Consider the following 26,927-nt stretch of genomic DNA (forward strand, 5'->3'; position numbering starts at 1 on the left):
GAACCATGCTGCTCATCCCCTGCCCGTGGTGCGGGCCCCGCGACGAGGCCGAGTTCCACTACGGCGGCCAGGCCCATGTGGCCTACCCGGAGAACTCCGCGGAACTGACCGACGAGGAGTGGGCCCGCTACCTCTTCTTCCGCGACAACCCCAAGGGCCCGTTCGCCGAGCGCTGGAGCCACGCGGCGGGCTGCCGCAGGTGGTTCAACGCGGTGCGCGACACGTCGACGAACGAGATCCTGGCGGTGTATCGGGCGGGGGAGGCGCGCCCGCCCACGACGGAGCCCAGGTCGGCCGTCTCGGCCCGTCCGGCGTCTGAGGACGAGGCGCCTTCAGGGCCGAACGGGGGCCTGGGGGCAGAGCCCCCAGCGGGGTCCGGGGCCAGGCCCCTGGACACGGGAAGGGGCGGGATGGGGGAGACCCAGCCGTTCCGCCTGACCACCGGCGGCCGCGTCGACCGGGACGAACCCCTCACCTTCACCTTCGACGGCACCGACTACCAGGGCTACCGCGGCGACACCCTGGCCTCCGCCCTCCTCGCCAACGGCGTGATCGCGGCAGCGACCAGCATCAAACTCGGCCGCCCCCGCGGCATCTTCTCCGCCGGCGTCGAAGAACCCAACGCCGTCATCCAGATCGAGGAACCCTTCCCCGAGCCGATGCTCCCCGCCACGACCGTAGAGCTGTACGACGGCCTCGTCGCGAGCAGCCTCCCCGGCCAGGGCCGCCTCGCCACCGAACCGGACCCCGCCCGCTACGACGCCGTACACGCCCACTGCGACCTGCTGGTCGTCGGCGCGGGCCCCGCCGGCCTCGCAGCCGCAGCCGCGGCAGCGCGGAGCGGCGCACGCGTCGTCCTCGCCGACGACCAGCCGGAACCCGGCGGCAGCCTGCTCGGCACCGGCGAACACCTCGACTGGGTGGAGGCGACGCACGCACAGCTCGAGGCCGCCCCCGAGGTACGCGTCCTGCGCCGCACCACCGTCTTCGGCCACTACGACGACAACCACCTCCTCGCCGTCGAGCACCGCACCAACCACCTCGGCGCCGAGGCCCCGGACCAGGTCGCCCGCGAGCGCGTCTGGCGGATCCGCGCCCGGCGCGTGGTCCTCGCGACCGGCGCCCACGAGCGTTCGCTGGCGTTTGGCGACAATGACCGCCCCGGCGTGATGCTGGCCGCCTCGGCCCGGACGTACCTCCACCGCTACTCCGTTCTGCCCGGCCGGCACGCGGTCGTGTTCACCACCAACGACAGCGCCTACGCCGCCGCACTCGACCTGGCGGGGGCCGGAGTGGAGATCGCGGCGATCGTCGACACCCGGTCCGAGCCGGGGGAGTGGGCCGAGCTTGCCCGGTCCGCCGGGATCGAGGTGCTGGCCGGACACGCGGTCACGGACACGGAGGGCGGGCCCCGCCTCACCGCCGTGACGGTCGCCCCGTACGGGCAGCCCGCGGCACAGCAAGTGGCCTCGGGACAGCGGGAGTTCGCCGTCGACCTGCTTCTGGTCTCCGGCGGCTGGAACCCCGTCGCGCATCTGTTCAGCCAGGCGGGCGGCAAGCTCCGCCACGACGACGTACTCGGCACGTTCGTGCCCGACAGCTGCCGTCAGGCGGTGGAGGTCGCGGGCAGTGCGAACGGGGTCTTCGATCTCGCCACGACCCTCGCGCAGGGCGCGAAGGCCGGCGCCCGCGCGGTCGAGGCGGAGGGCTACACCGCCGCGGCGCCGGCCCTCCCGGCCGTCGCCGCCCAGCCGCACACCGCGCCCATGCAGGTGTTCGCCGTCCCCACCTCCACCGGAGCCCCCCGGTTCGTCGACCTCCAACGCGACGTCACGGTCGACGACCTGGCGCGGGCGACCGGGGCGGGTCTGCGCTCGGTGGAGCACACCAAGCGCTACACCACGGCCGGCACCGCCAACGACCAGGGCAGGACGGGCGGGTTCCTGGCGAGCGGGATAGTCGCCGAACTCCTCGGCGTGAACATCTCGGCGCTCGGCCTGCCCACGTTCCGTCCGCCGTACACCCCCGTCTCCTTCGCCACCCTCGCCGGCCGCGACCGCGGCGCGCTGTCGGACCCGATCCGCACGACCGCCGTCCACGAGTGGCACGTCGCGCACGGCGCCCTCTTCGAGAACGTCGGCCAGTGGAAGCGCCCCTGGTACTACCCGCGAGGCGGCGAGGACATGGAGACCGCCGTGCTGCGCGAATGCCGCGCCGCCCGCGAGGGTGTGGCCTTCATGGACGCCTCCACCCTCGGCAAGATCGACGTGCAGGGCCCGGACGCCGCGCTCTTCCTCGACCGGCTCTACACCAACATGATGAGCACCCTGAAGGTCGGCATGATCCGCTACGGCGTCATGTGCCGCCTGGACGGGATGCTCTTCGACGACGGCACGGTCATCCGCCTCGCGCAGGACCGCTTCCTGGTCACCACCACGACCGGCAACGCCGCAGCCGTCCTGGACTGGATGGAGGAGTGGCTGCAGACCGAGTGGCCCGAACTGCGGGTCCACTGCACCTCGGTCACCGAACAGTGGGCCACCGTGGCCCTGGTCGGTCCGCGTTCTCGGGAGGTCCTCGGCTCGTTGGCGCCCCAACTGCCTGTGGCCAACGACGACTTCCCGTTCATGGCCTGGCGGGAGACGGCCGTCGCAGGCATCGACGCGCGCGTGTGCCGGATCAGTTTCTCCGGCGAACTGGCCTACGAGATCAACGTGTCGCCCTGGGACGCCCTCACCCTGTGGGAGGCGCTGCACGAGGCAGGCGCCCCGTACGGCATCACCCCGTACGGCACGGAGACCATGCACGTCCTGCGTGCCGAGAAGGGCTACCCGATCATCGGCCAGGACACCGACGGCACGGTCACCCCGCACGACCTCGGCATGAGCTGGGCGGTGTCGAAGAAGAAGCCCGACTTCATCGGCAAGCGTTCCTACGCCCGCGCCGACGCCGTCCGCCCCGACCGCAAGCACCTCGTCGGCCTCCTCCCCGAAGACCCGGCCGCCTTCCTCCCCGAGGGCACCCACCTGGTCGCCGACAGTGAACTGCCCGCCCCGCCCGTCCCGATGCTCGGCCACGTCACCTCCAGCTACCGCAGCGCGGCGCTCGGCCGGACCTTCGCGCTCGCCCTGATCAAGGGCGGCCGGGACCGCATCGGCGAACGCCTCTACGCACCCGTCGGTGACCGGCTGCTGCCGGTGACCGTCGCAAGCCCCGTCCTCTACGACCCCGAGGGAGCCCGCCGCGATGGCTGACACCACCCTGACCGCACGGCAGCGCAGCCCTCTGGCGCACGCCGCCGGCCGCCTTGCCGCCGCGACGCACTCCTGCGGGGGCGCGGTCCGCCTGGCCGAAGTCCCCTTCCTGGCCCAGCTGAACGTCCGCCTCGACGCCAAGAGCCCGGCGGCGGACGCCGTCGGACTCGCCCTGGGACTCCCGTTGCCCCTGGAACCCGACACCGTCGTGCGCGTGGGGGATCTGAGCGCGCTGTGGCTCGGCCCCGACGAATGGCTGTTGGTGGGCCTGCCCGGCACCCAGCGGGACCTGGAGAGCCGGATCCGCTCGGCGGCCGGGGACGACCCCGTCTCCGTCACCGACGTCTCCGCCCAGCGCACCACCGTCCTGGTCGGCGGACCGCGCGCCCGCGACCTGCTCTCCCACGGCTGCCGGTTGGATCTGCACCCGCGTGTCTTCGGCCCCGGCCGTTGCGCCCAGACGACGCTGGCCCGCACCCAGGTCGTCCTGGTGGCCCGGGACGAGCCCAGGGCCGGGTTCTGGGTGCTGGTGCGCTCCTCCTTCGCCGACTACCTGACGGACTGGCTGCTGGACGCTGCCGTGGAATACGGGTGAACGGCTCGGCACGGCGGGCGCACCCCTGGCGCGGGTGACCCGGTGTGCTCCGGCTGGTGGAGCCGACGGTCGAGCAGTCCTGCGCGCGCAGACCACAGGGCCCTCGAAGTCGGCGCAGACGGCCCAGAAACTCGCCCATGGCCGACGGCATGGGCGAGGAACACACCGGCCCGGGCCGTGCGGGCCCTTCTCGTGCTCCTTGTTCGAACAGGCTGGCGTCCTGTGCCCGGCGAGCATCGCATCGGCGCATCCGGCACCCGGCCGCATGACAGCAGTTCCATCGGCATACCGACGAGGAGAGGCAGACATGGCACGCAAGGCGCCGCGCGAGGACCCCGGTGAGGACGCCCTGGAGGTGACCGCGCCCAAGAGGTGGGCCGCCGGGATCCCCGCGGTGACCCACGCGCTGCGCATCGGGTACGACCAGATGGGCGTGCGGCGCACCGCGCTGACCCTGCTGAAGGTCAACCAGAAGGACGGCTTCGACTGCCCCGGCTGCGCCTGGCCCGAGGGTGACCACCGCAGCAGGGCCGAGTTCTGCGAGAACGGTGCCAAGGCCGTCGCCGAGGAAGCCACCGTGCGCCGGGTGACGCGGGAGTTCTTCGCCGCGCACCCGGTGGGCGAGCTCGCGGGCCGCAGCGAATACTGGCTGGGCCAGCAGGGCCGCCTCACCGAGCCGATGTACAAACCGGCCGACTCGCAGACGTATGTGCCGGTCCCCTGGGAGACGGCTTTCGACATCGTCGCCCGGGAGCTCAAGGAGCTGCGCAGCCCCGACGAGGCCGCCTTCTACACGTCGGGCCGTACCTCCAACGAGGCGGCGTACCTCTACCAGCTCCTCGTACGGCAATTCGGCACCAACAACCTGCCGGACTGCTCGAACATGTGCCACGAGTCGAGCGGTTCGGCGCTCACCGAGACGATCGGCATCGGCAAGGGCAGCGTCCACCTCGACGATCTGTACTGCGCCGACCTGATCTTCGTCGTCGGGCAGAACCCCGGCACCAACCACCCGCGGATGTTGTCCGCGCTGGAGAAGGCCAAGCGGCGCGGTGCGCGCATCGTCACGGTGAACCCTCTGCCCGAAGCCGGGCTGCTGCGCTTCAGGAACCCGCAGAACGCCCGCGGTGTCGCAGGTGCCGGCACGTCCCTCTCGGACCGGTTCCTGCAGATACGGCTCGGGGGCGACCTGGCGCTCTTCCAGGCGCTGTCGCGGCTGCTGCTGGACGCCGAGGAAGCCGCGCCCGGCACGGTCCTCGACCGCGACTTCATCGCCGCGCACACCGACGGCTTCGAGGCCTACGCCGAACAGCTGAGCAAACTCGACCGGGACGACGTGGCCGAGGCGACCGGGCTGTCGCGCGATGTCATCGAGGCCACCGCCCGCGACGTCATGTCGGCCCGGTCGATCGTGGTGTGCTGGGCCATGGGACTGACCCAGCACAAGCACTCCGTGCCCACCATCCGGGAGGTGGTGAACTTCCTGCTGCTGCGCGGCAACATCGGGCGCCCCGGCGCCGGAGTGTGCCCTGTGCGCGGTCACTCCAACGTGCAGGGCGACCGCACGATGGGCATCTACGAGAAGCCGACGCCGGAGTTCCTCGACGCGCTGCAGAGCGAGTTCGGATTCGACCCGCCACGCCACCACGGGTTCGACGCGGTGGAGACGATCCGGGCGATGGGCGCCGGCGAGGTGAAGGTCTTCTTCGCCATGGGTGGCAACTTCGTCTCCGCCGCCCCCGACACGGCGGCCACCGAGCGGGCCCTGCGGAACTGCCGGCTGACCGTCCAGGTGTCCACCAAGCTCAACCGCTCCCACGCGGTCTGCGGACGCGAGGCCCTCATCCTTCCCGCCCTGGGCCGTACCGAGCGGGACCGGGGACCGGACGGGACGGACCGGTTCGTCACCGTCGAGGACTCGATGGGGATCGTGCACGCCTCCCGGGGCGGGCTGCGACCCGCCTCCCCGCACCTGCTCTCCGAGCCGGCCATCGTCGGCCGGCTGGCACGCAGCCTGTTCGGTCCGGGCGGCGACGTGCCGTGGGCGGCCCTCGAGGCCGACTACGACGCCGTCCGCGACAGCATCGCCCGGGTCGTGCCCGGTTTCGCCGACTTCAACACGCGGGTACGCCGCCCCGGCGGCTTCACCCTGCCGCACGCTCCCCGCGACGAGCGGCGCTTCCCCACCAGGACGGGCAAGGCCAACTTCACGGTCAACCCGGTGGAGGTGCTGCGCGTCCCGCCCGGTCGCCTGCTGCTTCAGACACTGCGCAGCCACGACCAGTACAACACCACGATCTACGGCCTCGACGACCGCTACCGCGGCATCCGTCAGGGACGCCGGGTGGTCTTCGTCCACCCCGACGACCTCGCGGAGCGCCAGATCGCCGACGGCGGGCTGGTGGACATCGTCAGTGAGTGGCCGGACGGCCCGGAACGGCGGGCCGAGGCCTTCCGCGCGGTCGCGTACGACACGCCCCGCGGATGCTGCGCGGCCTACTTCCCCGAGGCCAACGTGCTCGTCCCGCTCGACTCCGTGGCGGACACCTCCAACACACCGACGTCCAAGAGCGTCGTGGTACGCCTGGAGCGCGGCGACGCCCCCTCACCTGGGCCGGGGGAGGCTCAGCTCGCGTAGCCCATCCGGTGGCTGATCTCCTCGGCGCCCTGGACCAGCACGGGTGCGAGCTCGTGGATGCGCTCCTCGGTGAAGCGGTACGCGGGGCCGGAGGCGCTGAGGGCGGCGACGGTCTCGCCGTGGTGGGAACGTATCGGGGCCGCGATGGCGTGCAGTCCGATCTCGAGTTCCTCCAGCGTCACCGCGTACCCGCGCTCCCGCGCCTCGGTGAGGTTCTTCTCCAGCTCGGTCCTGGCGGTCAGGGTGTGCGGCGTCAGCTTCTGCAACCCGGATGCCGCGAGCACTTCGGCGCGCTCCTTCGTCGGCAGGTGGGCGAGCAGGATCTTGCCGCTGGACGTCGCGTGCACCGGGGTGAGCTGCCCGACCCAGTTGTGCGTACCGACCGCGCCCGGGCCGCGCACCTGGTAGAGGTTGACCGCGTAGTGCTCCTGCAGGACGGCGATGTTGACGGTCTCGCCGATCTCCTCGCTGAGCCGCTCGCACACCGGCCGACCCTGCTGGGTGATGTCGAGACGGCCCGTGACCGCCCCCGCCAGGCGTACGATCCCGAAGCCCAGCCGGTACTTGCCCCGCTCGCCCGCCTGCTCGACCAGACCGCGCGCCTCCAGCGCCCCGAGCAGACGGAACGCGGTCGACTTGTGGACGTCGATCTCGGCGGCGACCTCGCTGACGCCCGCCTCACCGCGCTGGGCGAGGATCTCCAGGACGCTGACGGCACGGTCGACCGACTGCACCCCGTTCACCGCGGGAGCCGGCGTTTCGTCATCTGCCGAGTGGTTGCTCATAGCGCAACTATACGGCCTGCGGTGTTCTCCCCGGTGATCCGCGGTGACGCCACCCGCTGTGCCCACAAGGGGAGAGAGGCAGTGAGCCCCCAGGGGCAGGGGCGTAATGACCAGTCGGTAACCTGCCGGCATGACTACTGCCGCCCTCGAGCCGCGCGCCGGTCGACGCTGTGCCGCCCCGCTCAACACCCTGCACGCGACGCACTACTTCTCGCCCGACCTGGGACGGGAGCTGGGTGCTCTCGGGATCACCCATCCGCAGGCCGTGACCTTCGCTGCGCGGGCGGCCGCGCTGGGGTCGGTCGGGGCCGGCGTGGTGACGGCGGCCTTCTACAACTACAAGCACGATCTCGTGGCCCGGCACGTGCCCGCGGTGTGGTCGATCGCCACCCCGCAGGACGTGCTCGCGGCACGCACGCGTGCCGCCGACGCCACCCTGCGGCGGCTGCTGGGCGAGGAGGCGGTGGCGTCCGCGGAGATGGCGGAGGCCGCGCGGCTGGCGTTGCGCGCCGCCGAGGCCTGTGGGCGCGGTGCCCGGCCTCTGTACTCGGCGCACGCCGACCTTCCCGCCCCCGACGAGCCGCACCTCGCGTACTGGCACGGGGCGACCCTGCTGCGCGAGCACCGGGGCGACGGTCATCTGGTCGCGCTGATGTCCGCGGGCCTCGACGGGCTGGAGGCGATGGTGACCCACACCGCCACGGGCAAGGGCATGACACCGAGGTGGGCGATGACCACCCGTGGCTGGAGCCAGGACGACTGGAACGCTGCGACGGCCCGCCTCCGGGACCGCGGGCTGCTGGACAGCACCGGCGAACTCACCGAGCGAGGCGTCGCCCTCCGCGAGGAGATCGAGCAGGAGACCGACCGCCTGGACCGGGCTCCGTACGAGCACCTCGGCCCGGAGGGCGTGGCACGCCTGACGGCCCTCGGGACGACGTTCACCCGCGCCGCGATGACCGCGGGGGCGTTTCCGGCGGATCTGATCGGCAAGGGGTGACGCGGCCGGCCGCGGCCCCTGGATCCGTCCTGACGATGCGTCAGGACGGTGGCATTGATCGTCGATCCCGCCGCTGGTCGGCTCACATCCGACCGAAGTGACAACGCCGCTCCTCCAAGAGCGATCAGCCGGACCCGGCGTCCGGCACCTCTCGCAAGCAGCACGCGGATCCGTCGCCGTACGGCGTCCTTCCCGCCCGGGACGTCACCGGTGCGACGGATGACCTCGCCCAACTGGGAGCCGATGGTGAAGTTGGGGTCGAGTGCCACCATGGGTTCCTGCGACACCAGGGCGATCTCGCTGCCGCGGATGCGCTGCAGTTCCCGCTCCGGCAGGCCGGTGATCCGGGTCCCGGCCAGCCAGGCCGATCCGCCGGTCACCGTGCCGCCCGGGGCGAGCAGCCCGAGCGGTGACAGGCCCGTCACGGTCTCTTCCTGGCCGGGATGAGCGCGTTCGCGTGGTGTCCGCCTGTGCGTTCCTCGCGTCGGGGCGAGCGCATACGGTTTCCCCGGTACGCAGACGGGGGCTCCGCGTACCGGCTGCCGCCCGGCCAATACGGCTTGACCGCGGCTGAGCCGATCCGGCGGCCGGACGGAGGCGACCGGTCCGGGGCGCGGGTGCGGCACTGCGGACCGGCCGCTGCGGGCGACGTCGGCCAGACGCTGACAGTGCCTTCTTACTCGGCGTCAGGACGTGATGCGGTTCGGTTCTCGGACGACGACGACACCTCCGGGAGGGACGAAGACGGTTCCGGTGACCGCGGTGCCGGTGAGGAGCTCCAACCCCGTGGCGGGGGCTTCGGTTCCTTTTCCGGTGTGGTCGATGAGGAACAGGAAGTCGGCCTCGGCGCCGCGGCGCCGGACGACCTCGACTCCGGCGGGCACCTGGTGTTCGGGGGCGACGTCGGCATCCTGGCGGATGCGGTGGAGCAGGGTGGCCAGGGTGTCCTGGTCGGGATGGGTCGCCAGATACCAGGCGGTGCCGCTGCCATATGCATGGCGAGTGACGGCAGGCAGGCCGGTCAACGGACCGTCGGCGTAGGAGACGACTGCCAGCGCGCCGGCGAGCCGCACCCGTTCCGACCACAGGTCGGCCCTGGCACCCGGGGGTACTTCACCGGCCAGCCCCGTTGTCTCTCCCGGCAGCAAGGGGAAGAGCTCGTCGGTGACGATCCCCAGGATGTCGCGGAACGCGCCGGGGTAGCCGCCGAGGCGTATGTGGCCGTTCTCGTCGACCATGCCGCTGTGGAAGCCGACGGCCAGCGTGCCCCCGCCTGCGGTGAAGGCGGTGAGGTTGTCCGCGCCCGCGTTCGTCACCAGGTACAGCGACGGCGCGAGGACGAGCTTGTAGCGGTCGAGACCGGGGTCGTCGGGGCGTACGAAGTCGACGGCGACGCCCGCTCGCCACAGGGGCGCGTACCAGTCGCGCACCAGGTCCTGGTAGCGCAGCTCGCCGCTGGGCTGGGAGGGCAGTTCCAGTGCCCAGCGGGCGTCCCAGTCCCATACGATCGCCACCTGCGCCGCGACCGTGGAGCCTCGCACCTCGGTCAGGGCCTTCAGGTCCTTGCCCAGTCGGACGACGTCCTGCCAGATGGCGCTGTCGGTTCCCGCGTGCGGCAGCATCGCCGAGTGCCACTGCTCGGCGCCCGCCTTCGCCGCCCGCCACTGGAAGAAGGCGATGCCGTCGGCGCCGTGCGCCACGTGCGAGAGCGCGTTGCGCCGCATCTCTCCCGGACCCTTGGCCCGGTTGACCGGCTGCCAGTTGACGGCACCGGTCGAGTGCTCCATGAGGAACCACGGTCCGCCCGCGAGGGAGCGCATCAGGTCGCCGCTGAGGGCGATGTCGAGTTCCGCCTCCGGGTCGTCGGACATCAGGTAGTGGTCGTTGGAGAGGATGTCCAACTCGGGTGCCCAGCGCCAGTAGTCGAGCGCGTCGAAGGTGCGCAGGACCATGAGGTTGGTGGTCGCGGGGATGTTCGGGTCGACCCGGCGGAGCACCTCGCGTTCGGCGGTGCACAGCGAGAGGAGTTCGTCGGAGCAGAAGCGGCGCCAGTCGAGTTGATGGGTGGGATTCGGAGGAGCCGCGGTGACGCGGGGCGGGAGGATTTCGTCCCAGTCGTAGTACCACTGGCTCCAGAAGGTGGTGCCCCAGGCGTGGTTGAGGCCGTCGAGGTCGTCGCCGTACTTCGCGCGCAGCCAGGTGCGGAAGGCGGCGGCGCTGGTGTCGCAGTAGCAGGCGGGGTTGTGGCAGCCGTATTCGTTGTGGACGTGCCACATGGCGACGGCGGGGTGGGCGGCGTAGCGCTGGGCGATGGCTTCTGCGATGCGCAGAGCCGCTCTGCGGTAGGCGGGGCTGCTGGGGCAGAAGGTCTGGCGGCTGCCGGGCCACAGCCGCCGGCCGTCCTGGTCGACCGGCAACGCTTCCGGGTATGCCTTGAAGAACCAGGCGGGCGGGGCGGCGGTCGGAGTGGCCAGGTCGGCGGCGATGCCGTTCTCGTGGAGGAGGTCGAGGATCCGGTCCATCCTCGTGAAGTCGTAGACGCCCTCGGACGGTTCGAGCAGCGCCCAGGAGAAGATGCCTACGCTGACCATGGTCACCCCGGCCTCGCGCATCAGGCGCATGTCCTCGCTCCAGACCTCCTCGGGCCATTGCTCGGGGTTGTAGTCACCCCCGTAGGCGATGCCGGGCAGGCGAAGGCGGCGTTGAGTACTCACTGGTGGTGCTCCGAGATAGCAGAAACAGGTGGCTTGAGGGGGGTGCTCAGCCCTTGTTGGCGCCCAGGGTGAGGCCGCTGACGAACTGGCGCTGGAGCACGAAGTACACGATCAGTGTGGGGATCGCGGTGAGCAGGGCGCCGGCGGCGACCAGGTTGGGGTCGGTGAAGTACTGGCCGGAGAGGTTGTTCAGGGCCGAGGTGATCGGCATGTTCTCGCCGGTGGAGATCAGCACGATCGCCCAGAAGAAGTCGTTGTAGATCCAGATGGAGAGCAGGGTCGCCAGGGCGGCCATCGCGGGCTTGCACAGGGGCAGCACGATCTGCCAGTACAGGCGCCAGACGGAGGCGCCGTCGACGAGGGCGGCCTCGGTCAGCTCGTGCGGGAGGGAGCGCATGTAGTTGCTCAGCACGAAGGCGCAGAAGCCGGACTGGAACGCCACGTGGATCAGGACCAGGCCGAGCGCGGAGTCGTACAGTTTGCCGCTCGTCGTGATGCCGGGCAGGTCGACGAGCAGGTACAGGCGGTACAGCGGGGTGATGATGACCTGCTGCGGGAGCAGGTTGCCGGCCGTGAAGACGAGCAGCAGGAACAGGTTGACGCGGAAGTCGAAGCGGCTGACGTAGAAGGCCACGCAGGAGGACAGGAACAGGGTCAGCAGCACGGCCGGGACGGCGATGAGCAGCGTGTTGCCGAAGTAGTGCAGCATGTCCGACTGCTGGAAGGCGTTGGTGAAGTTGTCGAAGCCGAGTTTGTCGGGCCAGGAGACGTAGCCCTTGGTGCTGGTCTCGGCGTACGGGCGCAGGGCCGCGAACAGCGCCCACAGCAGGGGTGCCACCCAGGCCAGGGCGGTGACGGCGAGGAAGGTGTGCAGCAGGATCCGGGCTGGGCGGACGGGGGTGCGCTGCTTGGCCGTGAGGGTCGCGCTCATGCTCGCCGCTCCTTCCGGAAGGTGGAGATCAGGTAGGGGATGATCACGGCGAGGGAGATCACCAGCAGGACGACGGCGATCGCCGAGCCGTATCCGATGCGGCTGGACTCGCCGATGATGTTGTTGGTGACCAGGATCGACAGCAGTTCGGTGCCCTGGGCGCCCTTGTTGAAGACGAAGACCAGGTCGAAGGCGCGCAGGGCCTCGATGATCGTCACGACGAGGACGACGGTGTTCGTGGGCCGCAGGGTGGGGAAGATGACGTTCTTGAACGTCTGCCACTCGTTGGCGCCGTCCAGCGCGGAGGCCTCGCGCAGGGCCGGGTCGACGCTTTTGAGGCCGGCCAGGTAGAGGATCATCATGTAGCCGGCGTGGCGCCAGGACGCGGCGATGAGGATGGCCCACAGGTTGAGGTGCGGGTCGCCGATCCAGTCGATGTAGTGGCCGGGCTTGTTCGCGCCGATGAGGCTGTTGATCAGGCCCGTGTCCGGGTTGTAGACGAGTTGCCAGACGAAGCCGGTGACCGCCAGGGAGACCACGACGGGCAGGAACAACGCGGTCTGGTAGACCCGGCTGAAGCGGATCTTCTTGTCCAGCTGGACCGCCAGGAACAGTCCGAACGGCGTCGGGATCAGGATGAGCACGACGAACCAGATGACGTTGTGCTCGACGGCGGGCCAGAACTGCGGGTTGTTGCTGAACAGCTCCTTGAAGTTGTCCAGCCCGACCCACTTGATCGAGTCGAAGCCGATGCCGTCCCAGGTGGTGAAGGCCAGGGCGATGGAGGCCAGCGCGGTGACCCAGACGAGGGCCACGTGCAGGATCGTCGGCACGCCGGCCATCAGGCCGAGCGTGAGCCGGTCGCGGCGGGTCAGCAGGCGCCGGTGGCCCTGCGGAACCCGCTTCTTCGGGGATGCGGTGCCCGGAGGCGGCACGGCGGCCGCCTCCGGGGTCTTCGTGGTGTCCACGGTCATGGTGTGGGTGCTCATCCGCTTCAGCAGGAGGGTCTCAGCCGGACGCGAAGATCGTCTTCTTCTGGCGCTCGATCGACGTCAGCAGGCTGTCGATGCCCTTGGGGTCGCGGACGAACTTCTGCAGCGCCGGCTGCATCACCGTCGAGGTGAAGTCCGGCCGGCTGTCGCGGTCCATGAACTGCGTGAGGTGCTTCGCCTGCGCGATCATCTCGTAGCCCTTCTTCTGAAGGGTGCTGTAGCCGGAGGTGTCGGCCTTCGTGGAGGCGGCGATAAGGCTCGGGTCGGCCTTCAGGTAGGTCTCCTCGGCCCCCGGCGTGCCCAGGAATTCGAGCAGTTTGACGGAGCCGGCGTGGTTCTTGGGCTTCTTGCTGAGCATGATGCCGTCGGTGGGCGCCTCGACGGTGTCCTGGCCGTACGTCGGGTCGATCTCCGGGAAGGCGAAGAAGTCGAGGTCATCCAGGTCCGCCTTGTTGCTGAATTGCTGGGCCACGAACATGCCGAGCATGTACATGCCAGCTTTCTTCGCCACCAGTGTCTGGGCGGCATCCTGCCAGGTGCGTCCGACCGCGCCCTCCTGGTGGTAGGGGAGGGTCTCGGCCCAGGTGTCGAAGACTTTGCGGACCTTGGCGTCGGTCCAGGAAGCCTTGCCCGCCATCAGCTCGACGTGGAAGTCGTAGCCGTTGAGGCGGAAGTTGATCTGGTCGAAGGAGCCCATCGCCGGCCAGGCGTCCTTGTCGCCGAACGCGATCGGGACCAGCCCGTCCTTCTTCATCTGCTTGCACAGGGCGACGTACGCGTCCCACGTGGTGGGGACCTCGTAGCCGTGTTGCTGGAAGACGCTCTTGCGGTAGAAGACCGCCCACGGGGACGTAGTCAGCGGCACCATGTAGTACTTGCCGTCCTGCCCCTTGCTGAGGTCGTGCATGGCGCTGGGGAAGTTGCCGCCGATCGTCTTCCACACGTCGTCGATCGGGGTGGCCAGCCCCTTGGCCGCGAAGAACTGCATCCGGTAGCCGGCGAACCACTGGAACACGTCGTCCGGCGTGCCCTGCAGGTAGGAGTTGATCTGCTCCTGGAACGTGCCGTGGTCCTTGGTGTTGATGTCGACCGTGATCCCGGACTGCTTCGTGAACGCCGCGTAGACGTCGCCGTATGCCTTCTTCGGGACGGCGTCGGACGCGTTGGATCCGACGGTGACGGTCTTCGGGTCGGCCGCGGTGCCACTGCCGCCGCACGCGGACAGCAGCGGGATACCGGTACCGAGCAGAGCGGCCCCACCGAGACCGCGCAGCACGGCGCGGCGGCTGGTACCAGGCATGGGCTGACCAAGGGATGAACGGCGCATTTCGGCTCCTGAGGGGCTGTCACAACCCGGGCATGGCGCATCGGCTCAAGGGGGCGTGGCGGGATGCGGTCGGCGATACGACCAGAAACAAACGCGATCGGACAGATCCGATCGGTCGACGCGTCGAAGACTGAACTTTCCAGGGACCCACTGTCAAGGCTCTGCGGAGAACATGTCGAGCGGGCCGCTCGGTGCAGGGCTGCCCGGCCTGTCGGCGGAAGAAATACTGCACGGGCTCTTGACGCGCGACCGTCCGGCTGTCTAGATATGACCGCGCGGTCAGTGACCACGCGGTCATACAGCTGACCTCGCCTGATGCAGGCAGCAGACGGCGAGACGGCAGGCAGCAGGCATACGGCCGACAGGAGCTCTCATGACACCAGTGGTGGGACGCAGTGCGGGTTCGCCCGCGCCGCGCAGCGCGGATGTGGCCCGTGTGGCCGGCGTTTCGCGCAAGACGGTGTCGCGGGTCCTCAACAACGAGCCGTACGTCTCCGACACGGTCCGGCAACGCGTCCTCGATACCGCCGAGAAACTCGGGTACCGGCTGAATCACGCGGCCAGGGCACTGGCCTCGGGCCGGAATCGTTCCATCGGTGTCGTCGCCCTGGGGACGGCCGGGTACGGAACCGCCATGCTGCTCGTGGGCATCGAGAAGGCCGTACGCGACGCCGGTTACGCGTTGCGTGTGGTCAACACGCCGGACGGGGACCCCGAAGGCATCGCCGGCGCTGTGATGGCGCTCCTTGAACAGGGAGTTGACGGGATCGTCGTCTCCGAGCCCGTCGTGGAAGGCGAGGTCTCCGTCAGGATCGACGTGCCGGTCCTGTTTCTGGGGGCGCCGCCGTCCATCCCCTCCGACCGGACCCTGACGGTGGGCGTCGGCGCCCATGCGCTGGCACGGGCGGCCACAGACCACCTGCTGGATCTGGGGCACACGACCGTTCACCACCTCGCGGGCCCGCAACGCTGGTACGCCTCGAAGGACCGTGCCGAGGGCTGGCGGGCGGCGTTGGCGGCACGGGGCGCGCCCGAACCGCCGGTGATCCAAGGCGACTGGTCACCCGAATCCGGTTACGCGGCAGGCCGCGTACTGGCTGCGGACAGCTCGGTGACCGCGGTGTTCGCGGCGGGTGACGAGATGGCCATCGGCCTGATCCAGGCCCTGCGGGAGGCCGGCCGGCGGGTGCCGGAGGACATCAGCGTGGTCGGTTTCGACGGCAACCCCGTCTTCGCCTACGTCACCCCGCCGCTGACCACTGTGCGTCAGCCCTTCGACGCCGCGGCACGAGAGGGCATCAGGCTGCTCGTGCACGCCGTCGAGCAGCCGGAGAAGGATGTGCCTCCGGCGAGCGAGCCACCGGTCGATCTCGTCGTCCGCGGCTCGACCGCGCCACCGCCCTCCCGCCGCGGAGAGACGGTGCCTCGCACCATTTGAGCAACTGCCCCCGTTGCACGTTGAGAAGGGGCCACGCATGAGCCGCACCTCTGTCGCCCGAGGGCCCTCGTTCCGAGAGGCTCGTCGGAGCCATCGTCGCCGCGACGTCGGGCGCCGTCGCGTCGGCTGACTTCACTCATCGACTCCGCCGTTCCGCGCATGGATCAGTCCGGCGTACGGCGGGCACAGAAACACACCTCCATCCCTTCCCCTGGGAGCCGCAATGTCCCCTGCGCAGACAGGCGCCAGACCCGGCGCCGCTCCGCGTTCCCGTCCCCTCTTCCTGCTGACGTTGTTGTTCGCCCTGCTGTCCGCGGTGGCGACGCTGGTTCTGCCCGCCGCGGGCCGCGCGGACGCTCTGGCCCGGCCGTCGCAGACGATGTACACGCCGCCGTCGGATGCGCCCTCGCCCGGGTCGCTCTACCCGCGGGCGATGCGCATGCGGTACAACGGCTCGGCCAACGGCACGATGCTGGCGACGTTCGAGCAGTACACCACTGGCACACCTGTCTTCCCGATCTACCGCAGCACCGACAACGGCAACGCTTGGACGAAGATCTCCGAGGTCGCCGACACGCAGAACGGCTGGGGCATGCGCTGGGAGCCCGAGCTCTTCGAACTTCCCACAGCGATGGGCGACTTCCCGGCAGGCACCATTCTCGCCGCCGGAGCCTCCGTCCCCGCCGACCGCTCGGCCATCAAGATCGATGTCTATGCCAGCACCGACCGAGGGCAGACCTGGACCTTCGTCAGCAACATCGCCACGGGCGGCGCGGCCTTCGACACGAACGGCAACACTCCCGTATGGGAGCCTTTCTTCCTCGTCTCCGGCGGCAAGCTGATCGTCTACTACTCCGACCAGCGCGACCCCGCCCACGGCCAGAAGGTCGTGCACCAGGTCTCCACGGACGTCCGCACCTGGGGCCCGGTCGTGGACGACGTGGCGATGCCCACCTACAGCCAGCGCCCGGGCATGCCCACCGTCGCCAAGCTGCCCAACGGCAACTACGTCATGACGTACGAGTACGGCGGTTCCCCCGCGGGCAACTTCGCCGTCTACTACAAGATCTCCGCTGACCCGGAGGCGTTCAACTCCGTCACAGGCATACCCCTGCGTTCGACGGACGGCGTGGTCCCGACCAGCACCCCGTACATCACATGGCTGCCCACCGGCGGCCCGAACGGCACCCTCGTCGTCAGCACCTACAGCACGGGCGACCTGTTCCTCAACACGGCCAACGGCGCCGCGGACACCTGGACGCGCATCAACTCCACTGTCGCCGGCGGCTACAGCCGCGGCATGCTGCCCCTGGCCGACGGCCACAGCCTGCTGGTGCTCAGTGGAGGGAGCGGTGGCAGCAACCTCCATAACCCTGTCACGTACGGCACCATCGATCTGGGTGGCGGTATCTCGGACGGCGCCACCTACACGGTGTCCAACGCGAACAGTGGCCTGAAGCTCGCCATCGCGGGCGGCTCCACCACCAACGGCGCCTACGCCACCCAGCAGAACACCGACAACGCCACCGACCAGCAGTGGCGCCTCGTAGCGCAGCCCTCCGGCTTCTTCAAGATCTTCAACATCGCCAGCGGCAAGGTCCTGGGCGTGGAGAACCAGTCCACCGCCAACGGCGCCAAGATCCTTCAGTGGGACGACAACGGCACCCTCGACCACGAATGGGCCGTCGCCCCCCACCCCGCCGGCGGCTACACGCTCACCAACCGCGTCACCGGCAAGTACCTCGAGATCCCCAACGCCTCCACCACCACCGGCACCACCGCCGACCAGTGGAGCGACACCGGCTGCGCCTGCCAGCGCTGGAACTTCACCCAGACCGCCCTGCCGCCGCTGGGCACCGGACAGTACATTCTCGTCAACAAGAACAGCGGCAAGTACCTCGACATCCCCCAGGGCTCGACGGCCACCAACACCGCCGCCCAGCAGTGGCAGAACTCCGCCTGCTTCTGCCAGATGTACACCTTCCAGTCCGCCGGCGGCGGGGCCTGGACCATCAAGAACGCCAACAGCAACCTCAACCTCGACATCCGTAGCGGCTCCACCGCCGCGGGAGCCGTCGTCGTCCAGAACACGCCCTCCGCCGCCAACTCACAGAAGTGGACGCTCGCCGACGCGGGCAACGGCTACTACGAACTCAAGAACGTCAACAGCGGCCTCAACGCCGGCGTCGCCCAGTCCTCCACCAGCAACGGCGCTCCCGTCGTCCAGTGGACGGACCTGAACGTCGACGACCAGCTCTGGAAGATCGTCCGAATCAACTGACCGACTACTGGCCCCTTCACAGAGCCTCCTGCCGGCGCGGGGTCGCATGGTGACCCCTGTGCAGGAGGCTCTGTGTCGTTCGATGCCGGAATTGCATGGCACGACTGTCCCGCATGCCCGGATGAGCCGACTGCGCTGCCCCGGTCGGCCCCGGCATGATCGGTCCGCTGGTACCGGGACGACGAGAGGGGCGGCGCGGTCGTGGGCGAGGAAGCGGAGATCAGGACGGCGAAGGAGGCTGCCGACCATGAGCTCATTCTGGCGTTCGGACGACTGCAGGGGGCCGCGAACCGGCTGGAGTACATCCTCGGGCGGGCGCTCGAGGTGGAGTGCGGCATCCGCCACCTGGTCTTCGAGGTGCTGCTGATCCTCGGGCGGGCGCTCGAGGTGGAGTGCGGCATCCGCCACCTGGTCTTCGAGGTGCTGCTGATCCTCGGGCGGGCGCTCGAGGTGGAGTGCGGCATCCGCCACCTGGTCTTCGAGGTGCTGCTGATCCTCGGACGAGCGGGCGAGCCGGGGCTTTCGATGCGGGCCATCGCCCAGGAGCGGGTCCTCACCACGGCGGCGCCACCCGGCTGGTGGACCGCATGGAGGCGGCGGGTCTCGTGACGCGCGCGGAATCCCCCGAGGACCGACGCGGGAAGCTGGTGCGGCTGACCCCGCTGGGCGAGGAGACGGCCGTACGCGCGTCTGTGGTGCACCTGGAGAACATCAAGCGGTATTTCGTGCAGCCCCTCCCCGCGGTGGATCGCGAGCGCTTCGCGGAAAGTCTCCGGATCCTCAGTCACACGGCTCGGGACGTGCTGCCCCGGCTGCCCTGACCTGCGGCCACGCTGGTGCGATGGCGCCACCACGGTGGTGTGGCCGCCTCACACACGTCGAAAATGCCTGACATGTCAGCTACTGTTTCCTCAGGCGAACCGCTCGCATCCTGTGGGTGCCACACCTTTGCCGAGGTCTTCGACGAAGCTCGTCTACGCCTTCGACACCCACTGCGGCTGGCCGCACGGCTTCTCCCCGACCTCGCGTGAACTCGTCCAACGGGGGCAGCCCCGCCTGTTCAGGCGTGATGCGCTCGCGTCGGGTTCGCAGGAACTCACCGATGGTCGTCTCCACCCCATCGTAGCTACGCCGATGAAGGCAGACCTGCCTGGCCCTGCTGGACCCAGGTAACAGCGGACCTTCCTCCAAGCTCACCAACTGGAGCAACGTCAGACCTGAAGCGATTCGAAGGGCGCACGGTTGTCGTACCGGGGGCGCCACCGGCTTGGGACTCGGCGCCGCCGAACGTTCTGTCGCTGAGGGCGCCACCGTCTGCATGGTCGGCCGTCGACAGTGCGAGCTCGACGTCCCGGTCGCCCGGCTGGGTCCTGCCGCGGTCGCAGTCCGGCTGACGTGCCCATCAACGACGATCTCGACCAGCTCTACGCCACGCTTGCCGAGCGCAACGGACATGCGGACGGGGTGGTCGAGCGCGGCGTCGCACGGAGCCGGACCATGGGTGACGACACCTCGCGGGCGTCCGCCAGGCCGTGGCCTCACGCCAACCCGGCGAACCGTCAACCGCACGCAGTCCAGGCCACGGGCACCGGTCGAGCGCGGCGTCGCACGACTGAAGTCGTGGCGGATCTTCCGCAGGTCCCGGTGCGGCCCGAATCGAATGTCGTCGATCTCTGCTGCCGTCCTCACTCTGGAGCGGCAGCGCTGAAAAGGCTCATTCTTCTGAAGGTTGAGGTTTTCAGCCGAGAGTCCAGTCGATGCTGTCGGTATACGTGGAGCCGTTGATGGTCGCGGTCACTGCCACGGTGTTCTGCCCCGGCTTCAGTGTGATGTTGGCCCACCTGAAGATGTGGTCGCTACCGCTCAGGGTCCCCAGGGAGGTGCCGTTGAGAGTGGCGGTGACCTGACTTGCGTTGGAGTAGACCTTCAGTTCGGTGGTGGCGTCGGTGCGCTGGGTCCAGCGTCGGCTGGTGATGTAAAGAGTCGGAGTGCTCGCCCAGTTGGCCTTGTACCAGTAAAAGGCGTCCTTGCGGATCTGCCGGTCGTGGGTGACCAGGCCCTTGTCGTTGATGCCGGGCCGGCTTCCTTCGTTACGGCCGTCGGAGGCGAAGTCGAACATGGCCCAGACGAACGAGCCCCAGATGTACGGACGGGCGGCGAGCTGCTTCCAGGCCGCTTCGTGGAACAGCGACTGGTACTCCTCGGGGTGCCACGAGCCACCCGGTGAGGGCTTCGGCGGGTTGAGGGCGTGCTGGGTGGTGTTGGCGCCGGCGCCGTACTCCGACACGGCGATCCTGCGGGACGGGGAGGTGGTGTGCAGGTTGTCGGCCCATGCACCCAGCTCACCGTCCTTGGAGCCGTAGTACCAGCCGAGGTACTTGTTGAAGCCCGTTGTCTGCGTGTGCAGCCCTGACTGCGCGTCGTCGGGGTCTTCGCCGCGCACGGCGTAGGTGGAGAGCCGGTCGGGGTCCTCGGACGCGACGATGTCGGCCAGTGACTGGAGCAGCGTGTTCGTGGCGGTGCCGTTGTAGTCGGTCTGCTCGTTGCCGATGCCCCAGAAGACGATCGACGGGTGGTTGTAGTTCTGCCGGATCAGCTCACGCATCTGATTCTGAGTGCCGGCGGTGAAGGCGGTCGAGTCGGTGACAGAGTTGACCACGGGGATCTCCGCCCACACGATCAGCCCGCGTTCGTCAGCGAGGCTGTAGTCCTTCTGGTCGTGCTGGTAATGGGCCATCCGGATGGTGTTGGCGCCGACTTCCTGGATGAGGTCGAAGTCCTGGGTGTGGTCGGCGTCGGTTATCGCCCAGCCCTTGACGGCCCGCTCCTGGTGCAGGTTGACGCCGTGCAGGCCGAGGTGGCTGCCATTGAGCCGGAAGCCGGTGCCGGCATCGATCGCGACGGAGCGAAGGCCCAGGCGTTCGGTCACCACATCAGTGACCCTGTCCGCGCCCGCGGTGACGTCGTGGATCTCGACGCTGGCGTTGTAGAGGTACGGATCCGCCAGACCGTTCCACAGGCGTGGGCTGTTGACAGTGACGGTCTGACTGATGTCCGCGCCGGTGGCCGCGGCAAGGGAGCGCGCAGTGGTGCTGGTGTCCGCGACGACGTTCCCGCTGCTGTCGGCGATGACGGTGCGGACCACCACCGATCTGGTGGCGCTGTTGTCGTTCCACAGCTTCGTCGTCACGGTCACCGAGGCCGACGCCGTGGTCACATTGCTCTGCCGTAGGTAGACGCCGGGACCCGCGTAGTCCGTCATCCGCACGTGAAGGTTGTCGATGGCCCACAGGCTCACGTTGCGGTAGATGCCGCCCTCGAAGGAGTAGTCCGCGCTCACCGGCGCGATGCCGGTGTCGTAGGCGTTGGTCACCTTCACGGCGATCACGTTGTTCCCGCCGGGGACGAGCACGCCGGTGACGTCGAACCTGAACCGGGCGTATCCGCCTTTGTGCTGCCCGAGATACATGCCGTTGACCCAGACGTCGGCGACCTGGTTGACCCCGGCGAACTGCAAGTACAGCCTTTTCCCGGCGAGTTCGGAAGACGCTGTGTAATGGCGGCGATACCAGCCCACTCCGCGGTAGTAGTTGTTGCCGCCGTCGGCACCGTCGACGGCGTTCCAGGTGTGGGGCGTGGTGACCGAAGCCCATGCGGAGTCATCGAACCCGGGCGCTTGCGCACCTGCGACGTCTTGCCTGATGAATCGCCACCCATCATTGATGTGTACCCACACACGCGGATTCGGCGCCGTGTAGGTCGCAGCGGACGCGGTACCGGCAAGCGGAATCCCCGCCAACGAGGCCAGCACTCCTGCAGCTGCCCCGCTCAGCACGTGCCGGCGAGTAGGGGAACCTGTCATGTCAGAACTCACTTCTTCCAGAGATGAAGCGGTAGGTCTTCTCGGCACGCGTCACGCCGACGAACGCGGTGGGCCGGTGGCATCCGGGTCGGGTGACCGGCTGCGCGAGGTGCAACCGGGAGACGTGTCCCGGTTGCAGCTCGCGTCCAGCCGGCCGTTCTCCCGGATCGCGGCGCCGCAGTCGCACGAGATGTGGTTCTCGGACATGAGGGTGCGGACGGTGAGTCGTTGCGACACGGCTGCGGGCGGTGGACGCGGTTCGGAACAGGGGTGGCCGGGCTCGTCGGTCCGGTCGGCGAGCCCGCGCCTGCGAGAAGCCGGTCACCCCTGCCTTTCGTTGGGTCAGTTGATGCGGACGATCTTCCAGAGCTGGTCGTCGACGTCGAGGCTGTTCCACTGGACGACGGCTGCGCCGTCGGCGGTGGAGGACTGGGCGACGCCCGCGATGAGGGTGCTGTTCACGTTGCGGAGCTTGTAGTAGCCGTTGCCCGCGTCGGTGAGCGTCCACTTCTGCGAGTCGGTGTTGGAGGCGGTGTTCTGGACGATGGCCGCGCCTGCCGTGGTGGAGGAGTTGCGGATGTCCAGGTTGAGGTTGCTGTTGACGTTCTTGATGGTCCAGGCGCCGCTGCCGGCGGACTGGAAGGTGAACAGCTGGCAGTTGCAGGCGGAGTTACGCCACTGGTCGGCGGCGGTGCCGGTGGCGGTGGAGGCGCCGGGGATGTCGAGGTACTTGCCGCTGTTCTTGTTGACGAGGACGTACTGTCCGGTGCCCAGCGGGGGCAGGGCGGTCTGGGTGAGGTTCCAGCGCTGGCAGGCGCAGCCGGAGGTGCTCCACTGGTCGGCGGCGGTGCCGGTGGCGGTGGAGGCGCCCGGGATTTCGAGCAGCTTGCCGGTGACGCGGTTGGTGAGCGTGTAGCCGCCGGCGGGGTGGGGGGCGATGGCCCATTCGTGGTCGAGGGTTCCGTTGTCGTCCCACTGGAGAATCTTGGCGCCGTCGGCGGTGGACTGGCTCTGCACGCCGAGGACCTTGCCGCTGGCGGTGTTGAAGATCTTGAAGTAGCCGGAGGGCTGCTGGGTGAAGCGCCACTGCTGGTCGGTGGCGTTGTCGGCGTTCTGCTGGGTGGCGGCGGTGCCGTTGGTGGTGGAGCCGCCCGCGATGGTCAGCATCAGGTTGCTGCCCGCGTTGGAGACGGTGTAGGTGGCGCCGTCGGAGATCCCGCCGCCCAGGTCGATGACGCTGTACTGCACGGGGTTCAGGGTGCTCACTCCCGCGCGGCCCGCGCTGAACACCATCAGGCTGTGCCCGTCGGGCATGGGCAGCAGGTCGCGGCTGTAGCCGCGGGGGACGTTGGCGCGGATGCGGGTCCAGGCGTTCGGGTCACCCTTCTGGGTGTTGAGGAACAGGTCTTCCACGGTGTCGCCGCTGACGGCGAGGGTGCCGCCCGGGCCGCCGGTGGGCAGCCAGGTGACGAATGGCGCCCCGCTGGGGATCGTGCCGTCGGTCGCCCGCAGGACCTGGTCGGTGGCGGAGTTGAACGCCTCGGGGTCGGCGGAGATCTTGTAGTACACGGAGCAGCCGCCCTCGGGGGCGTTGCAGTACTCGTGGGTCATGACGTAGTTGCCGTTGGGCAGTTGGGTGACCACCGGCATGCCGGGCCGGTCCGCGTAGGTCGGCTTCGACACGTCGTCCACGACCGGGCCCCAGGTGCGAAGGTCCGTGGAGACCTGGTGGACGATCTCCTGGCCGTGGGCGGTGTCGCGCTGGTCGGAGTAGTAGACGATCAGCTTGTCGCCGGACGCCAGGAAGTAGGGCTCCCACACGGGGGTGTGGCCGTTGCTGGATATCGCCTCGCCACCGGTGGCGATGTTGGTGACGAAGGTCCAGGTCTGCCCGCGGTCGGTGCTGGCGTACAGGTCGATCTTGGTCGCCGACCTGTCGGCAGGGACTGAGTCACCGGCGGCCAGGATCGTGCCGGCCGGGAAGCCGCCCATGGCCCTGGGGAGTTCGAAGAGCTCGGGCTCCCAGCGCATGCCCCAGCCGTTCTGGGTGTCGGCGACCTCGGAGATCTTCGTCCAGGAGGTGCCGTTGTCGGTGCTGCGGTAGATCGGGAAGACGGGGGTGCTGTTGGTGTACTGCTCGAAGGTGGCGAGGATGGTGCCGTTGGCCGAGCCGTTGTGCTGCAGGCGCAGTCCTCGCGGGTAGAGCGAGCCGGGGGCGGGGGAGCTGGACGGCGGCGTGTAAATCGTCTGGGCGGGGCGGGAGATGGCGTCTGCCCTGCCCGCGGCGGGCAGGACCAGTGTCGCCGCCGCGACGATCAGGGCGAGCAGCGGGAACAGGAGAGTGGCGGGGCGGGGACGTGGAGCGGCGTCGGGTCTGGCGCTTGACTGTGCGGGGGACATGTGTGGCTCCCGAGCGGGGAAGGGAACGGGTGTTTCGTGCCCGCCGTCCCTGGGACAGATCCGGCGGAAGCGATGGAGTTCGTTGTGCGCGACAACCCGGGGAACAGCCGGGCGCGACTCGCGAGCGCAGGGGGCGCGGCGCGCAAACGCGGAATGGCGAGATGTGGGCGCCCCGGGCGTTTGGGCCTACGCCTGCTCAGTGGCATGCGGGGTGGGCCAGAGGGAGGGCGGGGGTGCGGTCGAGCCGCGGACGACGAGTTCGACGGGTGGGTCATTCGCGGGTGGCAGTTCGGTGTCGGGGTTCTCGATGGCGTGGAGGAGAAGCCGGATTCCTTCGCTTGACGCGGCCTCGAAAGGCTGACGGACGGTGGTCAGGGGAGGGGAGACGTAGGCGAAGACGGGGTTGCCGTCGAAACCGACGACACTGATGTCCTCCGGCACACGACGTCCGCCTTCCCGTAGGCCGTGGATCAGTCCGATGGCCATCTCGTCGCCCGCGGCGAACACCGCGGTCACCGAGCGGTCCGAGGCCAGCTCGCGGCCCGCGGCATACCCGGAGGCCGCCGACCAGTCACCGTTCAGCAGAGGCGGTTCGTGCGCGCCTCGTGCCGCCAGCGCCGCACGCCATCCTTCGATGCGGTCCTTGGTGGCGTACCACCGCCGCGGCCCCGCGAGGTGATGGACGGTCGGGTGTCCCAGGTCCAGCAGGTGTTCGGTGGCCGCGCGCGCCAGCTGTTGGGCACCCACACCGACGGTCAGTGTCCGGGCGGCAGCGAAGGCTGGTGGCGCTCCGAGGAAGAGGACCGGCACGTCGACACCGAGCGGGACTTCTCCTTCGACAATGGGTTCGGAGACGACGACGCCGTCCACGCCCTGTTCGAGGAGTGCTTCCACGGCGTCGGCAATGCTCTCAGGGGCGCCGTCCGGTGTGTTCACCACGCGCAGCGCGTACCCGGCGTCCCGTACGGCCTGCTCAATGCCCACGAGCAGGGAGGCGGTTCCATACCCGGCGGTTCCCAGAGCGACGACACCGATGGAACGGGTGCGTCCCGAGGCAAGTGCCCTGGCGGCGTGGTTCAGCCGGTAGCCGAGCTCCTCGGCGGCCGCGAGGACACGTCGGCGGGCCTCGTCGGAGACGTACGGCTCGTTGTTGAGGACCCTGGAGACCGTCTTGCGTGAGACGCCGGCCAGCCTGGCCACGTCAGCACTGCGCGGAGCGGAGGAGCCCGCACCGCGCTCCACCCCTTGTGTCATGAAGTCTCCCATGGGCCAGTGCATACATCGAACGAGGTCAGTAACATGACCACGCGGTCTGACCGCGCGGTCAATGTGTACGCATTCACCGACCGCGCGTCAAGAGTTCTCGCAACGCCACTTGGCTCTGGTGTTGGCGGCCGTCGAGGCCCGTGGCCGGGCGGAGCGAGGTGCCGCAGGTGCCTGAGGAAGGCGCGCCCGGCATGCATTCCTCCAGTTCAAGTGGTAATTGCTCCGCCCGGGACGGTTCGAGGGGTAGTCATGTCGGCCCTGTCCGTCCGGTCCGGCTGCCCGCATGTGCGGCTTGTGGCCGAACCCGGTCCGTCATGACTTACTGAACGCGGAGTCTTGACAGCGGATCGTCGGTCGTCGCCCAGAGTGCTGTCGCGAAAGTGTCCAGGTTGTTCGTCACACAACGATCTTGGACGCCCTCGTTCTCGTCTCCGGAAACACGTGACTGAGCGCCACACAGTTGGCCGTTTGACCACCTTCTGGCATCTCCCTTGATCGCGAGGAAGATCCCGCCGGTAGAGTCGGCCTGAGGACGGTGTCACCTGGGGGACTGATGACAGCAGCGGATGCAGTGCCCATAGTCTTCGTTCACGGGACGCGCTTCAGCGCGGGACAGTGGAGCATGCAGCTTGCCGCTCTCCGGGACGAATTCCCGGTAGTCGCCGTCGACCTGCCCGGCCACGGAGAGCGCTCGGCTCAGCCCTGGAGCCTGAGCACTGCGACGGAGATCATCGCTTCCGCGGTGGACTCGATCAACCGCGGGCCGGCTCTGGTCGTCGGACACTCGCTCGGCGGATATGCCTCGCTGGAGTTCGCGCGGCGCCGTCCGGAACAACTGCGCGGGCTGATCCTCGCGGGAGCCAGCGCCTCCACCCGCGGCCTCCGGGCAGTGCCCTATCGGTGGGTCGCCAGGCTGGTCCCTCGTATGCCGGCGGATCGCCTGGCCCGGTGGAACGACCGGTTGCTGCTGCGGCTCTACCCACGGGAAGTGGTGGAGGCGACCATTCGCTCCGGCTACGCCTTCCATACCCTGCCGGCAGCCTGGGGCGAAGTATTCGGACGCTTCGACGCGGGTGCGATGCGTTATGTGAAGGCTCCGGTCCTCATCCTGAACGGCGAGAAGGACGCCGTCTTCCGCGCCGAGGAGGCGGACTTCGCCCGGGCGCATCCGCACGCTCGCGTCGAATTGATCCCGCGGGCACGACACCTCGCGAACTTCGACGACCCGGATGCCTTCACTGATGCCGTCCGCCGCTTCGCCCGCCAGCTCTCTGCCGTCAACTGAGCGCGCCACAGCCAAAATCACCTGGCGCCCCTGAACACCTCGACAGCGACCGCGCACTCAGCTGTGACCCTCAGCCACAAGACACCCCTTGGAATGATCAGCCGGCGCGGGCCCGATCACGTACTGCATCACCAGGAAACGGGTGCCGTTCTTCCCGCC

General features: G+C 69.2%; 17 protein-coding genes and 1 pseudogene. 10 read left to right on the forward strand and 8 right to left on the reverse strand.

Annotated elements, in window-relative coordinates:
• Positions 1-5: 5 nt before the first annotated feature.
• From OG289_RS43910 to OG289_RS43920, 3 genes are all read left to right on the forward strand, one after another.
• Entirely contained in the window at positions 6-3,254 is a 3,249-nt protein-coding gene (locus OG289_RS43910; protein WP_327319598.1) for a sarcosine oxidase subunit delta family protein, read from the forward strand.
• Positions 3,247-3,849 (forward strand): sarcosine oxidase subunit gamma, encoded by a 603-nt coding sequence (locus tag OG289_RS43915; RefSeq protein ID WP_327319599.1) that lies wholly within the window; start codon positions 3,247-3,249, stop codon positions 3,847-3,849. The genes OG289_RS43910 and OG289_RS43915 overlap by 8 nt, the downstream gene beginning before the upstream one ends.
• A gap of 307 nt (positions 3,850-4,156) precedes the next feature.
• Positions 4,157-6,487: an FdhF/YdeP family oxidoreductase gene (locus OG289_RS43920; protein WP_327319600.1), complete on the forward strand. Its 2,331-nt coding sequence runs from the start codon at positions 4,157-4,159 to the stop codon at positions 6,485-6,487.
• Here the strand turns inward: OG289_RS43920 and OG289_RS43925 are convergent.
• Positions 6,475-7,272, reverse strand: coding sequence for an IclR family transcriptional regulator (locus OG289_RS43925; RefSeq protein ID WP_327319601.1), 798 nt, complete (start codon positions 7,270-7,272; stop codon positions 6,475-6,477). The genes OG289_RS43920 and OG289_RS43925 overlap by 13 nt on opposite strands.
• 130 nt (positions 7,273-7,402) lie before the next feature.
• Between OG289_RS43925 and OG289_RS43930 the strand changes: the two genes are divergently transcribed.
• Positions 7,403-8,272: an SCO6745 family protein gene (locus OG289_RS43930; RefSeq protein ID WP_327319602.1), complete on the forward strand. Its 870-nt coding sequence runs from the start codon at positions 7,403-7,405 to the stop codon at positions 8,270-8,272.
• 686 nt (positions 8,273-8,958) lie between these two features.
• On the opposite strand, the gene OG289_RS43935 is transcribed toward OG289_RS43930, so the two are convergent.
• Genes OG289_RS43935 through OG289_RS43950 form a run of 4 tightly spaced genes read right to left on the reverse strand, consistent with a single transcriptional unit; the run spans position 8,959 to position 14,236 of the window.
• Positions 8,959-10,986 carry a beta-galactosidase gene (locus OG289_RS43935; protein WP_327319604.1) on the reverse strand — a complete coding sequence of 676 codons (2,028 nt, stop codon included), beginning with the start codon at positions 10,984-10,986 and terminating at the stop codon, positions 8,959-8,961.
• Between the two features lie 46 nt (positions 10,987-11,032).
• Positions 11,033-11,917, reverse strand: coding sequence for a carbohydrate ABC transporter permease (locus OG289_RS43940; RefSeq protein ID WP_327315266.1), 885 nt, complete (start codon positions 11,915-11,917; stop codon positions 11,033-11,035).
• On the reverse strand, positions 11,914-12,891 hold the full coding sequence (locus OG289_RS43945) for a carbohydrate ABC transporter permease (RefSeq protein ID WP_327320733.1): 978 nt from the start codon (positions 12,889-12,891) through the stop codon (positions 11,914-11,916). The genes OG289_RS43940 and OG289_RS43945 overlap by 4 nt, the downstream gene beginning before the upstream one ends.
• 34 nt (positions 12,892-12,925) lie before the next feature.
• Positions 12,926-14,236, reverse strand: coding sequence for an ABC transporter substrate-binding protein (locus OG289_RS43950; RefSeq protein WP_327319605.1), 1,311 nt, complete (start codon positions 14,234-14,236; stop codon positions 12,926-12,928).
• A gap of 373 nt (positions 14,237-14,609) precedes the next feature.
• Here OG289_RS43950 and OG289_RS43955 point away from each other — a divergent pair, with 373 nt between their 5' ends.
• The 5 genes and pseudogenes from OG289_RS43955 to OG289_RS43975 form a co-directional block, all read left to right on the forward strand.
• Positions 14,610-15,674, forward strand: a complete 1,065-nt coding sequence (locus tag OG289_RS43955) for a LacI family DNA-binding transcriptional regulator (RefSeq protein ID WP_327319606.1) — start codon at positions 14,610-14,612, stop codon at positions 15,672-15,674.
• Positions 15,675-15,897: 223 nt separating this feature from the next.
• On the forward strand, positions 15,898-17,955 hold the full coding sequence (locus OG289_RS43960) for an RICIN domain-containing protein (protein ID WP_327319607.1): 2,058 nt from the start codon (positions 15,898-15,900) through the stop codon (positions 17,953-17,955).
• Positions 17,956-18,156: 201 nt separating this feature from the next.
• Entirely contained in the window at positions 18,157-18,564 is a 408-nt protein-coding gene (locus tag OG289_RS43965) for a hypothetical protein (protein ID WP_327319608.1), read from the forward strand.
• A complete protein-coding gene (locus tag OG289_RS43970) occupies positions 18,543-18,776 on the forward strand; it encodes a MarR family winged helix-turn-helix transcriptional regulator (protein WP_327319609.1) in 234 nt (77 codons plus the stop codon). The genes OG289_RS43965 and OG289_RS43970 overlap by 22 nt, the downstream gene beginning before the upstream one ends.
• 656 nt (positions 18,777-19,432) lie before the next feature.
• Positions 19,433-19,663: pseudogene (locus tag OG289_RS43975) on the forward strand (transposase family protein); the annotation flags it as partial.
• Between the two features lie 30 nt (positions 19,664-19,693).
• Here the strand turns inward: OG289_RS43975 and OG289_RS43980 are convergent.
• The 3 genes from OG289_RS43980 to OG289_RS43990 form a co-directional block, all read right to left on the reverse strand.
• Positions 19,694-21,817, reverse strand: coding sequence for a glycoside hydrolase family 2 protein (locus OG289_RS43980; RefSeq protein ID WP_327319610.1), 2,124 nt, complete (start codon positions 21,815-21,817; stop codon positions 19,694-19,696).
• 342 nt (positions 21,818-22,159) lie between these two features.
• Positions 22,160-24,217, reverse strand: a complete 2,058-nt coding sequence (locus OG289_RS43985) for an RICIN domain-containing protein (RefSeq protein WP_327319611.1) — start codon at positions 24,215-24,217, stop codon at positions 22,160-22,162.
• A 186-nt stretch (positions 24,218-24,403) separates the two neighbouring features.
• Entirely contained in the window at positions 24,404-25,471 is a 1,068-nt protein-coding gene (locus OG289_RS43990; protein WP_442819127.1) for a LacI family DNA-binding transcriptional regulator, read from the reverse strand.
• A gap of 565 nt (positions 25,472-26,036) precedes the next feature.
• Between OG289_RS43990 and OG289_RS43995 the strand changes: the two genes are divergently transcribed.
• Positions 26,037-26,768: an alpha/beta fold hydrolase gene (locus OG289_RS43995; RefSeq protein ID WP_327319613.1), complete on the forward strand. Its 732-nt coding sequence runs from the start codon at positions 26,037-26,039 to the stop codon at positions 26,766-26,768.
• Positions 26,769-26,927: the final 159 nt, after the last annotated feature.

It is taken from the genome of Streptomyces sp. NBC_01235, from assembly GCF_035989285.1.
Lineage (GTDB): Bacteria > Actinomycetota > Actinomycetes > Streptomycetales > Streptomycetaceae > Streptomyces.

Excerpts from the sequence above, each read along its gene's own strand:
- OG289_RS43910 (WP_327319598.1), top strand. The coding sequence starts at position 6 with ATGCTGCTCATCCCCTGCCCGTGGTGCGGGCCCCGCGACGAGGCCGAG.
- OG289_RS43915 (WP_327319599.1), top strand. The coding sequence starts at position 3,247 with ATGGCTGACACCACCCTGACCGCACGGCAGCGCAGCCCTCTGGCGCAC.
- OG289_RS43920 (WP_327319600.1), top strand. The coding sequence starts at position 4,157 with ATGGCACGCAAGGCGCCGCGCGAGGACCCCGGTGAGGACGCCCTGGAG.
- OG289_RS43925 (WP_327319601.1), bottom strand. The coding sequence starts at position 7,272 with ATGAGCAACCACTCGGCAGATGACGAAACGCCGGCTCCCGCGGTGAAC.
- OG289_RS43930 (WP_327319602.1), top strand. The coding sequence starts at position 7,403 with ATGACTACTGCCGCCCTCGAGCCGCGCGCCGGTCGACGCTGTGCCGCC.
- OG289_RS43940 (WP_327315266.1), bottom strand. The coding sequence starts at position 11,917 with ATGAGCGCGACCCTCACGGCCAAGCAGCGCACCCCCGTCCGCCCAGCC.
- OG289_RS43945 (WP_327320733.1), bottom strand. The coding sequence starts at position 12,891 with ATGACCGTGGACACCACGAAGACCCCGGAGGCGGCCGCCGTGCCGCCT.
- OG289_RS43950 (WP_327319605.1), bottom strand. The coding sequence starts at position 14,236 with ATGCGCCGTTCATCCCTTGGTCAGCCCATGCCTGGTACCAGCCGCCGC.
- OG289_RS43955 (WP_327319606.1), top strand. The coding sequence starts at position 14,610 with ATGACACCAGTGGTGGGACGCAGTGCGGGTTCGCCCGCGCCGCGCAGC.
- OG289_RS43960 (WP_327319607.1), top strand. The coding sequence starts at position 15,898 with ATGTCCCCTGCGCAGACAGGCGCCAGACCCGGCGCCGCTCCGCGTTCC.
- OG289_RS43970 (WP_327319609.1), top strand. The coding sequence starts at position 18,543 with ATGGAGGCGGCGGGTCTCGTGACGCGCGCGGAATCCCCCGAGGACCGA.
- OG289_RS43980 (WP_327319610.1), bottom strand. The coding sequence starts at position 21,817 with ATGACAGGTTCCCCTACTCGCCGGCACGTGCTGAGCGGGGCAGCTGCA.
- OG289_RS43985 (WP_327319611.1), bottom strand. The coding sequence starts at position 24,217 with ATGTCCCCCGCACAGTCAAGCGCCAGACCCGACGCCGCTCCACGTCCC.
- OG289_RS43990 (WP_442819127.1), bottom strand. The coding sequence starts at position 25,471 with ATGACACAAGGGGTGGAGCGCGGTGCGGGCTCCTCCGCTCCGCGCAGT.
- OG289_RS43995 (WP_327319613.1), top strand. The coding sequence starts at position 26,037 with ATGACAGCAGCGGATGCAGTGCCCATAGTCTTCGTTCACGGGACGCGC.